This window comes from Chitinophaga nivalis (assembly GCF_025989125.1).
GTDB classification, from domain to species: Bacteria; Bacteroidota; Bacteroidia; order Chitinophagales; family Chitinophagaceae; genus Chitinophaga; species Chitinophaga nivalis.
The window spans coordinates 141,262-153,461 of the sequence record NZ_JAPDNR010000001.1 but is presented as its reverse complement, the minus strand read 5'-3'; the positions used below and the strand labels follow the sequence as shown (position 1 = coordinate 153,461).

Here is a 12,200-nt window from a genome sequence, read left to right as displayed (position 1 = left end):
TTAAAAGAAGGAGGAGACAGCAGGGTGTAATCCCCGGTGTCTCCTCCTCTTTTTATTTCAGATGGTGTGAAAAACTTATTCTTTTCCGGACTCCATGGTGAAGCCGAAGGTGCTGCCTATTTCCGGTTTACTGCGCACCGTAATGGACTGATCGTGGGCTTCCACAATATGTTTAACGATGGCAAGTCCCAGTCCGGTGCCGCCAATATCGCGGCTGCGGGCACGGTCTGTCCGGTAGAAACGTTCAAATACACGTGGCAGGTGTTCTTCCGACATACCGATACCATCGTCTGATATTTCTACCAGTACACGTTTCCCATCCATGCTGTAAATGCTGGCAATGGTATGGCCATCGGGTTTACCGTATTTGATGGAGTTGTCTACCAGGTTGATAAGCACCTGACGGATTTTTTCTTTGTCGGCCAGTACGGGTTGTGGCGCTTCACATCCTTTTTTGATATTGAATTTGATGCCTTTGGTATTGGCTTTCAGCGACAGGGTATCAAATACATCGCGGATCAGGTCCTGAATGATAAAGATTTCGCTGTTGATGGTCATCTCGCCGCTTTCCAGTTTGGAAATTTCGTCGAGGTCATCGATCAGGCGACAAAGCCGGTCAATATTTTTAGTCGCATTTTTCAGGAACAGTTTATTAACTGCCGGGTCTTCCAGGGCGCCATCCAACAGGGTGTGGATATAACCTTGTACCGCGAAGATCGGCGTCTTGAGTTCGTGCGACAGGTTGAGGAGAAATTCTTTTCTGAATTCTTCGTTGCGGCGCAGGTTCTCGAGTTCTTCTTTCTTCTGGCTGGCCCATTTTTCTACATCTTCACTTACTTCTTCAATGGTTTTCAGCGGCAGGATGTTTTTCTGAAAGAATTCTTCTCTTTTAGAGGCCTTGGTCTGATAAATGAATTTGTAGATGAGCTTTATTTTCCTGTAAATAAAATTCTGCAGGGTATAAAGATACAGGTAATAGGATACAAGAAAGGTAAGAATAAACGCTCCTGCCACTACTTTCCAGTCGCCATCCACCAGTAAACTGCCCAATGCTATTACAGCAGATATAATCAAGGCTGTAAATCCCGCCAGTTTCTGCGGGGATAGGTTTTTTGCTTTAAACATACTCCAAAGTGAGTAATTAGTGTAATAGTGGGAAATTACTTTAAATTTTTTACTTGCCATAAAAAAGCCTTTGGCTAGTGACCCAAAAGTCAGTAGCCAGAGTGTTTTGGTGGAATAAAACAGAAAAGATTATTTGCAGGGCTTTCGCAGTTCCTACATCTCAAACTTATAACCTACTCCTTTTACGGTAGTAATGAGATCGATTCCGATTTTCTGACGGATTTTACGGATATGTACATCGATGGTACGATCGCCTACAATCACTTCGGTACCCCATACCTGGTTCAGAATCTCGTTGCGCAGGAATACACGTCCCGGTTTGGAAGCCAGTAACTGCAGCAATTCGAATTCTTTTTTCGCCAGGATGATTTCCTGTCCTTTGTAGGTAACTGTGAATTTCTCCCGGTCGATGATCAGATCACCGAGATGTACCTGGGTTTCTTCCGGTTTGTGCAAACGGCGGAAAAGCGCATTGATGCGGCTAACCAGCAATTTGGGTTTAATAGGTTTGGCAATATAGTCATCAGCACCCATGTTCAAGCCATCAATTTCTGATTTCTCATCATTGAGCGCTGTTAAAAATAACACCATGGTATCTTTGAATTCGGGGATCTTCCGGATTTCACGGCAGGTGTCGATCCCGTTCTTGTTTGGCATCATAATGTCCAGCATAATCAGATCTGGTCTGAATATTTTTGCTTTCTGTATGGCCTCACTACCGTCTTTGGCTGTTACGGTATCATAGCCCGCTGTTTTGAGGTTGTAGCTGATAATTTCTAGAATATCCAACTCATCGTCCACTACCAGTATTTTTCCTGCAACCGCTTGGTCTATCATAAATTTTGCTTTTAAAAAGACGGGACAAAATTATAAAGCCATCTCCGTGATTAATGGAAAATTAACATTATGAAATTGTTAATTCAATACCAGCCTATTTTCCATTGGTACGCAGCAAGTTACAGTAAAAAAAGAAGTAAGCGAATATGTTTATTATTTGGTATCCGTAGTGCTCTGATTGCTATTGCTATTACCTTTGTTTGTTTTGTGCATGGCTTTCAGGATTTCGTTCAGCATTTCCAGCTGCGTTTGTTGCAGATCCAGCATGTCCTGTTGCTGCCGTAGCATGAGGTGATCTATTTTTTCATGCAGGATACGCACTTCCAGCTCAGATTTCAGGTTGATCATATAGTCATTCTTCGATCGCTGGCGGTCTTTGGACTCCTGGCGGTTCTGGCTCATCATGATGACGGGAGCCTGCAGGGCAGCGAGGCAAGATAGTATCAGGTTTAACAGGATAAAGGGATAAGGATCAAAGCCTTTATTGGCCAGCCAGTATAAGTTCAGGCACATCCAGGCCAGGATAAACACGAGGAAAGAGATGATGAACGTCCAGCTGCCGCCAAATTCGGCAATCCTGTCGGCCAGCCGTTCCCCGTAGGTCATACTTGCCGGAGAAGGTTCCTCTTCCAGCTTGTTGGTCAGGGTTTCATTGTCCCGCAGCTTTTCCAGCACTACTTTCTCCAGGTCACTCAATTCACTCATCTCCCGGGAAAACAGGGAAGCATAGTATCCTTGCCGGTAGCTGTTCAGCTCCGAAACAGCCATATTGCAGTGATGATTGAATTTCGGATGGTCTTTCCGGATCTGTTCCAGCATGGAAGGCCGGATCATTTTGGCGGTTACTTTCTCTGACAAGGGGAAATGCTTCCCGGAAATATCACTGATAAAAGTCTCCATGGTTTTTGCAGTTAACGGTTGCCTTACAATGTAAGATTTTGAGGCCTTATTCTCAAAATGTGGGAAAATTCATATGTATTACGTGTTAAATATTAAATGCCAGACAGGGAAAAAGCATCTTATGCGCTTTTGGTCGTAAATTTGCTATCACGTCCGTGTGAAAAAGTACATTCAATGAGAAGAATTTTAATAATGTTATTGCTGGCGGCTTCTCAAAGCGGCTGGGTGTATGCACAAGATAGTCAGATTCAGATTCCTATTAACAGGCAGGGATTCCATGACAACATTGACAAAGAACAGGCTGCTGCCACCAAGTTTGATGGTAAGGCAGATGGCATGATCAAAGTATCTGACGATGAAACCACCAATCTGCAGGTGACCAATGCCCTTATCAAGGAAGTGGATGCCATGCAGCTGGAGATTGAAAAAGACGCCACACTGGATCACCGGCTGAAAGTAAAGTACCTGTCGGGGTTGTATGTGTTGCTGAAAGATTATAACCAGAAGCGTGCCCGCCACAACATTGAGCCGGAAGAAGCACCGGCCATGGTACAGGCTTACCGCAATATGATGCACGCCGATATTAAGGGCAACAGTATTCAGCCATTTATCCAGCAGCTGTCTTTCGATGCAGCTGAAAGGATCATTGAAGTGTTCAAGGATAATCCCGGCTACAAGGATGCAAGGGGAATTGTATTCACCAAATATGCCTTTAAGAACCTGGAAACGGTCATGCCTAAACTGAGTGCTTACCTGGATTACCCGGTAACCGATTCTATCATTGCAGCAGTGGCCCGTAAATACCCTAATCAGGTTTTAACCTATGCTACTTCGTATACGCCCATGGCTACTGCCATCAAAAGAAACCAGGACCCTATTGTACAGCAGATTGTGCGTATTGGCCAGTCGCCGCTGAGCACCAAGATCCTGCCTTTCATTGATGAACTGCTGGCAGGCACTACTACCGTAGATAAGCTGGAAGGTATTGTGGAAAACGATTACCGTTATTACCGCCAGATGGTAAAATCCACCATCGCCTTGCAACGCCTGAAAAACGAAGGCCAGACGCCGTATGGACTGAAAGCCATGATGGAAAACATGCAGGCCAAATCGCTCCTGTATATCCGGGAAGTGAATGATCTTCATGAAGAATCGGCGCCGGTACGTTTCCGTATTGTAAAAGACTTTACCCCTGAAGAGCTGTATTACCTGATCATCAACGGTCAGGAAGAATTATATACTTCCAGTTATACCAACCGCAATAATGCCGGTTTATATGACCAGATGATGTTGCGCATGAAACCTCCGCGTGGCGATAGTTTACTGATGCAGGTGAACTTCGACCGCTTCAAGCGTTTTATCGCTATGGCTGCCGGTTTCAACACCCTGGATCATTTCCTGAAATCCATGGCGCCGGAGAATGCCAACTACCTGATGCAGAAATATGTGCAGAACCTGGAGAAAACAGAAGATCTGGAAGATGCCGTGGATGTAGCCAATTCCTTTGGTAGTATCCGCGATGAGAAGCTGCTGGACTTCCTGCGGGCGGAGGTAAGAAAGAACCTGGCGTATGTGAAAAAACATAGTGATAAACGCGGAACCGTGATTTATCAGTTGTTGACCAGCCTGTTTGAAACAGAAGTTGGTAAGGAAAATGATTCTTCCAAAGCGTCGGATATGTCTGCGAGATTGCAGTTACCACCGATCAACTATGTTACATTCAGTACCCTGGAAAGTGATAGCGGCCGGATTTACCAGCAGGTATTTTTCTATGGAGATAAAGACGGGCAGGAATCTTTTTCGAGTTTCATGACCAACTTCCCTTCAGCAGAATGGCGGGTAATCCGCAATAAATACTGGGCTACCATTACTTCCTTAAAAGGTAAGCCTACCACCATTTATGCGAACCTTCCCATTGACGAACCGGGAGATAAAGAAGCCATTTCCAAGTTATCGGAATACCTGGATGAACATGATATTCACCCGACTATTTTCATTCACCGCGGCCACAGTTATCATATCAATACCACGCTGGACAACCTGCAAAGTTCTGCCAAGATCGTAGTACTGGGCTCCTGCGGCGGTTATCATAACCTGGCTACCGTATTGGAAAAATCACCGGAAGCACACATCATTTCCTCCAAGCAGGTAGGTACCCGTTTTGTGAATGAACCTATTATTCATAGTCTGGAAGATGTGGTACGTTCCGGTAAAAATGTAGACTGGGTAGTGATGTGGGCGCAGCTGACGAAAAGATTTGCGCCGGATGCCCGTAACAGGGAGTTGTTCAGCGACTATGTGCCACCGCACAAAAACCTGGGAGCGATCTTCATTAAAGCCTATAAGCTGATTATGAAAGACGAAAAGAAATAAAGCCGTAAGTATTACCCAACATAACGATCATGGCCCGGAGATATATCCTCTCCGGGCCATGGTGTTTCAGGGAGAGGCGGAATACTGGATTGGTAATGCTTATTTAGTTACTTTTGTTGCGGCACATATTAAACCTGGCACATTGGAAAATCTGGCGGTAAAAAAAGTATTTGATTTTAGCTTGCTCCGGCGCATATTCACGTTCGCTGCTCCCTATAAACGCTCCTTCTACATATCCATGTTCTTAACAGTCGTACTGGCTGTTATCTCTCCGTTGCGTCCTTACCTGATACAGGTAACGGTCGATAAATACATTGCGGGGCAGCTGATGCGTATGCTGGTGATCGTTACAGTGGTACAGATCGGGCTACTACTGGTAGAAACAGTGGTACGTTTTTTCTTCTCGTATCTGACCAACTGGCTGGGACAGTCTGTAGTAAAGGATTTGCGGGTAACGGTCTATAAGAAGGTGGTACACCTCAACCTGGCTTTTTTCGATAAAACACCTATAGGCACGCTCACCACGCGTACGATCAATGATATTGAAGCCATCAACGATGTTTTTTCGGAAGGAATTATTTCCATTACGGCAGACCTGTTGATGATTATTGCGATTCTGGTGGTGATGTTTATAGAAGACTGGCGGCTTACCCTGGTGAGTCTGTCGCCCTTTCCGATATTGATTTTTGCTACTTATATCTTCAAGGAAAGTGTAAATAAATCTTTTTACCGGGTGCGTAATGCGGTATCTGCGCTGAATGCCTTTGTGCAGGAGCATATTACCGGTATGGTGGTGGTGCAGGCCTTTACCGCAGAAAAAAGAGAGTTTGCCCGTTTCAAACATATCAACAAAGAACACCGGAAAGCCAATATAGATGCCATTTTCGCGTATTCTGTATTTTTCCCGGTAGTGGAAATCATCCTGGCTATTTCCCTGGGACTGATGGTATGGTGGGGCTCCAATAAAGTACTGAACTATGAAGTAACCCAGGGTGTGATGATCGCCTTCATCATGTACCTGAACATGTTGTTCCGTCCGCTGCGGATGCTGGCGGATAAGTTTAATACCCTGCAAATGGGGATGGTGGCCAGTGAGCGGGTATTTAAGGTATTGGATAACCAGGATTATATTCCGGACAGGGGGCATCATCCGGCCGATCAGATGAAAGGGGCTATTACTTTTGAAAACGTGTCTTTTGCGTATATCGAAGACCGTTATGTACTGAAGGATATCAGTTTTCAGGCATCGCCGGGCGATACGGTAGCGATAGTGGGGCATACCGGTTCCGGTAAAACCACCATTATCAGTATCCTGAACCGGTTGTATGAAATTCAGAAAGGCAGTATCCGGATCGATGATATTGAGCTGCCGGCTTATTCCCTGGAAGCTTTGCGCAGCAAGATAGGGGTGGTATTGCAGGATGTGTTCCTGTTTTCCGGTTCTATCTACGATAACATTACCCTGCACAATGCCGCCATTACCCGGCAGCAGGTAGAAGAAGCCTCGAGGCTGATAGGTATTCACGACTTTATCATGCAGTTACCGGGTGGCTACGATTACCAGGTGATGGAGCGGGGGAGTACCCTCTCGTTGGGGCAGCGGCAACTGATTTCCTTTGTGCGGGCGTTGTTGTATGATCCGGCTATTCTGATCCTGGATGAAGCTACATCATCTGTGGATACGGAGTCGGAGATGATGATACAACAGGCCATAGACAAGCTGATTGCCGACCGTACTGCTATTATCATTGCGCACCGGTTGTCTACTATCAGTAAGGCAGATAAGATCATTGTACTGGATAAGGGAGAGATTAAGGAGATGGGTACACATGAGGAGTTGCTGCGTTTGGAAGGCTTTTATCACAAGTTGCATAGTATGCAGTTTAATGTGAACAAGGTATAGTTGCTTGTTGTATGAAATAAAAATGTAATATTGATAATCTGCCGGTCATCTCCCTGAAAAAGATTCGATGTGTGTATAATACACTATCAGGCTATGGTAAATTTTTCATATTAAAAATGAATGTAATTGCATCCCATTCACTGCAACTTCGGAAATGCAATAGATTGACTATCAGTATAGTTAAAACTTCTCTCCATATTTTTTCATAGTCGCTCAATTTTTGACTTAAAATCGTTTATCTTTGCGCAAAATTTCAGAAAACGGTGATTTCTTTCAGTCAGTTCAAACATAGAATGGTAGCACTTGTGATGGCCCTTGGCCTTCACGGTTTTGGTAATTTTTCCTATGCGCAGGAAGCTCCTCACGGAGATACAGCACACGAGGCTGTGGTGGGTGAACATGCACATGTGACAGAGCCAGCTGAGTCTAAAAAATTTGATGCGAAGGAAGTAATTCTGGGTCACGTAAAGGATGCGCATGATTGGCACTTCTTCAGCTTTGGAGAAACGCACGTAACCATTCCTTTGCCGGTGATTATTTACAATCCGGCCCGTGGAACCTCTGTGTTCTCTTCATCTGCCTTTGAGCATGGTCACAAAGCGCATGATGGTTACCGCCTGGTAAATGCACACTACCTGCATGAAAAAGGATTGGATGCCGCACAATACACAGATGGTTCTGTGATTGCAGTGGATGCCAACGACAATCCTACCGGCGAAAAGATTTACGATTTCTCCATGACTAAAAACGTTACCTCCATGCTGATCGGCGCTATCTTACTGGTAGTACTGATGCTGAATGTAGCGAAAGCCTACACGACCCGTGGTGCGAAAAAAGCGCCTAAAGGTTTCCAGGGTCTGGTAGAACCGGTGATTCTGTTTATGCGTGATGAAGTAGCAAAACCGAATATTCCTGGTAAAAAAGCAGAAAAATTCACGCCGCTTATTCTGACGATCTTCTTCTTTATCCTCATTAACAACCTGCTTGGACTGTTACCTGGTTCTGCCAACGTAACCGGTAATATTGCTGTAACACTGGCATTATCCCTTGTAAGCTTTGTGGTGACGATGTTTAGCACCAACAAACACTACTGGGGTCACATTTTCAACCCTCCGGTTCCTTTCGGTGTTAAGTTCATCCTGGCGCCGGTAGAGCTGATCGGTATCCTGACCAAGCCGGCTTCCCTGACGATCCGGTTGTTTGCCAACATCCTGGCGGGTCACATTATCATTCTGAGTATTATATCCCTGGTGTTTATATTTGGTTCCTTAAGCAATGTAGCGGGTTATGGTTTCCTGCCCATTACAATTGCGTTCAACATTGTAATGATGATGTTGGAGCTGCTGGTAGCCTTTATCCAGGCATTCATCTTTGCCAATCTGACTGCCGTGTTTATCGGTCAGGCGATGGAAGGTGCACATGATGAAGCACACCACTAAATAATTATGGGTTACGGATTGCAGACATGGGGTTCCCCTGGTTGCAGTTCGTAATCCGCATATATAAAACCGTAATTTTTTAATTCAAATACATATTCAATTATGGCACTTTTGACTGTTTTATTGCAGGCTGCTGCTGCATCTGGTTTAGCTAAAGCTGGTGGTGCTGTTGGTGCTGGTATCGCTGCTATCGCAGCTGGTATTGGTGTAGGTAACATTGGTAAGAGCGCGCTGGAGTCTATCGCTCGTCAACCAGAAGCTGCAAACGACATCCGTGCAAACATGATCCTGGCTGCTGCGCTGGTTGAGGGTGTTGCCCTCTTCGGTGTAATCGCTGGTCTGCTGGCGGTAGTTCTGTAAGCCAAACTTTTTACTGCATCCGGCGCAAAGGGCAATGGATGCAGTAATCCTTTTGACTGTAAGGATGGACTGATTTTTTGGTTTGTGTGATATACCGGATCAAAAGTGTTGGTTTTCCCGCATCAAAAAATCAAAAATCAAAAAAATCTCAAAATCATAATTATATGGATCTGTTGCTACCCGCGTCAGGCTTGTTCTTCATCTCATTATTTATTTTCATCATCGTTTTCCTGATTTTGAAAAAATTTGCCTGGACTCCTATCCTGGCTACTTTGAAAGAAAGGGAAACTTCTATTACTGACTCTATTGCTACTGCAGAAAGAGTAAAAGAGGAAATGGCCCAGATGAAAGCTGAGCACGAACATGTGCTGGCAGAAGCGAAAGCTGAAAGAAGCAAGATCTTGAAAGAAGCAAAAGACGCGAAAGATCAGATTATCGGTGAAGCAAAGGTACAAGCCCAGGCAGAAGCGAAAAAGATCATCAGCGAAGCATACACCGCTATCGAAAACCAGAAAATGGCTGCGTTAACGGATGTGAAAAACCAGGTAGGTAACCTCGTGATTGAAGTAGCTGAAAAGGTACTGAGAAGAGAGCTGGCAGATAAAACTGCACAGGAAGGTTACGTAAAACAACTGGCAGAAGAAATTAAATTGAACTAAGAGATCAGCAGTTGGCTTTTGGCTGCTTAACAGCTAAGAGCTAAAGGCTAACAGCTAAAAGCTTTTTTATATTATGCAGAATCCCCGTTTAGCATCCCGGTATGCAAAATCATTGATAGATCTGGTTCAGGAACTGAATCAGCTGGAAGTGGTACACACCGACATGCTGTTCTTACAACAGGTGATGAAAAGCAATCCAGATGTGGTGAGTTTGCTGAAAAGCCCGATCATTAAGGCCGATAAAAAGCAAAAGATACTGGCAGCCGTTCTGGATGGCCGGGTAAGTGCTACCACGCTTACTTTCATTAACCTGCTGGTAAACAAAGCACGTGAAAGCAATTTGCCTGAAATGGCGATTGAGTTTACACGCCAGTATAATGTACTGAAAAATATCAGCCCGGTTAAAATCACCACTGCCACTCCGCTGGACGCAGCTACCCTGGATGTTATCAAACAGAAAGTGGCCGCAGAAAGCAATCAGCAGATCCAGCTGGAAACAGCCGTAAATCCTGCACTGATTGGTGGTTTCGTACTGGAAGCCAACGACCGTTTGTTTGATGCTTCTATCCTCCGGGATCTGAAAGATATCAAACAACAATTCAACAAGAACATTTACGTATCTGATATACGTTAAACCATACAGCAGCCGCTGCGTACACGCAAAGCTGTTGTCGTTAATTTCAATTTCTCTAACGACTCTTTTTAAAAAGCATAATTATGGTTGATATTAAACCTGATGAAATTTCGGCGATATTACGCCAGCAGTTAAGCAACTTCAATGCTTCTGCCGACCTGGAAGAGGTAGGTACAGTATTGCAGGTAGGGGATGGTATTGCCCGCATTTACGGTTTAGGTAATGTAGGCTATGGTGAGCTGGTAGAATTCAGCAACGGTGTTAAAGCTATCGCACTGAACCTGGAAGAAGATAACGTGGGTGTGGTATTGATGGGTGAATCTGCCGGTATTAAAGAAGGTGATAAAGTACGTCGTACCAAACAAATCGCTTCCATTAAAGTAGGTGAAGGTGTGGTAGGCCGTGTAATCAATACATTGGGTGAGCCAATCGATGGTAAAGGCCCGATCAAAGGTGAACTGTACGAAATGCCACTGGAGCGTAAAGCACCAGGTGTATTGTACCGCGAACCAGTTAAAGAACCACTGCAAACCGGTGTAAAAGCGATCGACGCAATGATTCCGGTAGGTCGTGGTCAGCGTGAGCTGGTGATTGGTGACCGTCAGACTGGTAAAACTGCCATCTGTATCGATACCATCATCAACCAGAAAGAATTTTACGATGCAGGTAAACCTGTATACTGTATATATGTAGCGATTGGTCAGAAAGCATCCACTATTGCCGGTGTAATGAAAACATTACAGGAAGCAGGTGCGCTGGCTTATACTACCATCGTAGCTGCATCCGCTGCCGATCCGGCTCCGCTGCAGTTCTACGCACCATTTGCCGGTGCTGCTATCGGTGAGTTCTTCCGCGATAGCGGTCGTCCTGCACTGATCGTATACGATGATCTGTCCAAACAGGCAGTTGCTTACCGTGAGGTATCCCTGCTGCTGAAACGTCCTCCTGGTCGTGAAGCATATCCTGGTGACGTATTCTACCTGCATAGCCGTTTGCTCGAGCGTGCTGCAAAAATCATCAACAATGATGCTATTGCCCGCCAGATGAACGACCTGCCGGAGTCTATCAAACACCTGGTAAAAGGTGGTGGTTCCCTGACTGCATTGCCAATCATCGAAACACAGGCGAGTGACGTATCTGCTTACATCCCTACAAACGTGATCTCCATCACCGATGGTCAGATCTTCCTGGAAGGTAACCTGTTCAACGCAGGGGTACGTCCGGCGATCAACGTAGGTATCTCTGTAAGCCGTGTGGGTGGTAACGCGCAGATCAAATCCATGAAGAAAGTATCTGGTACCCTGAAACTCGATCAGGCCCAATACCGCGAAATGGAAGCGTTCTCCAAATTCGGTGGTGACCTGGATGCTGCTACCAAAGCAGTTATCGACAAAGGTGCCCGTAACGTGGAAATCCTGAAACAACCACAGTTCAGCCCTTATGCCGTAGAAAAACAGGTAGCTATCATTTACCTGGGTACCAACGGCTTGCTCCGTGATGTACCTGTGAAACAAGTACGTGCTTTTGAAGATGCGTTCCTGAATGAAATGCAGGTACGTTTACCAGAAGTACTGGCTGAGTTCAAAAAAGGTAACCTGCCGGAAGATGGTATCAAAAAAATGATCACCCTCGCAAATGAACTGAAACCAAGATTCGTATAGGCAATCACGTATTGCTGAAAAATATAAAAAGCCTTTGCCAATTCCGGCAAAGGCTTTTTACTATAATAGCATTTAATATTTGAATATATTTATATTTAAATATTATTAATTTCAAATCTGCATCAGATACAAAGACAGAAATTTTTTTTATTTATTGCACTGAGGAAGATATATTTGTTAACAAGTTTGTCATATTTAACGTAGTTTTTGTAGTCCCCCGGAAGATCAATTTGTTTTGATCCATGTGTATGTAGAATGTTGTATTCCATAAGTTGACCATTTTTCACAAGCAAGTTTATTGTTGTCATT

General features: G+C 44.7%; 10 protein-coding genes. 7 read left to right on the top strand and 3 right to left on the bottom strand.

Annotation, left to right across the window (positions count from 1 at the left end):
- Positions 1-75 precede the first annotated feature (75 nt).
- From OL444_RS00615 to OL444_RS00605, 3 genes are all read right to left on the bottom strand, one after another.
- Complete coding sequence (locus tag OL444_RS00615; protein ID WP_264735190.1) at positions 76-1,125, bottom strand: sensor histidine kinase; 1,050 nt, start codon at positions 1,123-1,125, stop codon at positions 76-78.
- 153 nt (positions 1,126-1,278) lie between these two features.
- Positions 1,279-1,962: a response regulator transcription factor gene (locus OL444_RS00610; protein ID WP_264735191.1), complete on the bottom strand. Its 684-nt coding sequence runs from the start codon at positions 1,960-1,962 to the stop codon at positions 1,279-1,281.
- Between the two features lie 153 nt (positions 1,963-2,115).
- A complete protein-coding gene (locus OL444_RS00605) occupies positions 2,116-2,862 on the bottom strand; it encodes a DUF1003 domain-containing protein (protein ID WP_264735192.1) in 747 nt (248 codons plus the stop codon).
- Between the two features lie 174 nt (positions 2,863-3,036).
- Here OL444_RS00605 and OL444_RS00600 point away from each other — a divergent pair, with 174 nt between their 5' ends.
- The 7 genes from OL444_RS00600 to atpA all read left to right on the top strand — a co-directional run bounded on the left by OL444_RS00600 (position 3,037) and on the right by atpA (position 11,891).
- Positions 3,037-5,235: a hypothetical protein gene (locus tag OL444_RS00600; RefSeq protein WP_264735193.1), complete on the top strand. Its 2,199-nt coding sequence runs from the start codon at positions 3,037-3,039 to the stop codon at positions 5,233-5,235.
- A gap of 142 nt (positions 5,236-5,377) precedes the next feature.
- The gene (locus tag OL444_RS00595; RefSeq protein ID WP_264735194.1) at positions 5,378-7,138 is read left to right on the top strand and encodes an ABC transporter ATP-binding protein; all 1,761 of its coding nucleotides are present in this window, start codon (positions 5,378-5,380) and stop codon (positions 7,136-7,138) included.
- A 263-nt stretch (positions 7,139-7,401) separates the two neighbouring features.
- Positions 7,402-8,577, top strand: coding sequence for a F0F1 ATP synthase subunit A (atpB, locus tag OL444_RS00590; protein ID WP_264735195.1), 1,176 nt, complete (start codon positions 7,402-7,404; stop codon positions 8,575-8,577).
- 102 nt (positions 8,578-8,679) lie between these two features.
- Positions 8,680-8,937 (top strand): ATP synthase F0 subunit C, encoded by a 258-nt coding sequence (gene atpE / locus OL444_RS00585; protein ID WP_078670146.1) that lies wholly within the window; start codon positions 8,680-8,682, stop codon positions 8,935-8,937.
- Positions 8,938-9,101: 164 nt separating this feature from the next.
- A complete protein-coding gene (gene atpF, locus OL444_RS00580) occupies positions 9,102-9,596 on the top strand; it encodes a F0F1 ATP synthase subunit B (RefSeq protein WP_264735196.1) in 495 nt (164 codons plus the stop codon).
- A gap of 73 nt (positions 9,597-9,669) precedes the next feature.
- Positions 9,670-10,230 (top strand): ATP synthase F1 subunit delta, encoded by a 561-nt coding sequence (gene atpH, locus OL444_RS00575; RefSeq protein WP_264735197.1) that lies wholly within the window; start codon positions 9,670-9,672, stop codon positions 10,228-10,230.
- An 83-nt stretch (positions 10,231-10,313) separates the two neighbouring features.
- On the top strand, positions 10,314-11,891 hold the full coding sequence (gene atpA, locus OL444_RS00570) for a F0F1 ATP synthase subunit alpha (RefSeq protein WP_264735198.1): 1,578 nt from the start codon (positions 10,314-10,316) through the stop codon (positions 11,889-11,891).
- The last annotated feature ends 309 nt before the right edge of the window (positions 11,892-12,200 follow it).